The sequence below is a fragment of the Halorubrum sp. SS7 genome (assembly GCF_005435055.1).
In the GTDB taxonomy this organism is placed as follows: Archaea; Halobacteriota; Halobacteria; order Halobacteriales; family Haloferacaceae; genus Halorubrum; species Halorubrum salinarum.
In genome coordinates, this window is record NZ_SGXV01000362.1 from 1 (window position 1) to 402 (window position 402).

The following is a 402-nucleotide window of genomic DNA, read 5'->3' on the forward strand; positions in this document are numbered from 1 at the left end:
TCGTACCCTAGAGTAACGTATCGTTACCGGTGCGAGACGAGACCGCGAGCGCCGTCGACGCGTCAACGCTGGCCAAACGGCTCGGCCCATTTCGGAGCGGGAGGACCGCGGGACCGTCCGAACAACTGGTAAGTAATCTATAACGAAAGCGAGAACCGCCGATCTAAGGTGTATGACGGACATCAGTGTCATTATCCCCACGCTGAAGCCTCGAGACGAGGTCGAGTGTATCGACCACTTGGAGTCCAACTCGTTTTCCGACTACGAGGTCTGCCTCCAGAGCGAGCCCACGGCGACGTCTGCCCGGAACGCGGGCATCGAGCGCGCGGAGTCGGACAAACTGGTGTTCCTCGACGACGACTCCCGGCCGCGCGAGGTCGGGACCGAGACGGCGGGCGGCGT

The 402-nt window shown here is 62.4% G+C and carries 1 protein-coding gene; it reads left to right on the plus strand.

Features of this window, described 5'->3' with window-relative positions:
• Positions 1-172: 172 nt before the first annotated feature.
• Positions 173-402 (plus strand): glycosyltransferase family 2 protein (locus EXE44_RS18400; protein WP_137718076.1); only part of this gene is annotated, 230 nt, incomplete at its 3' end.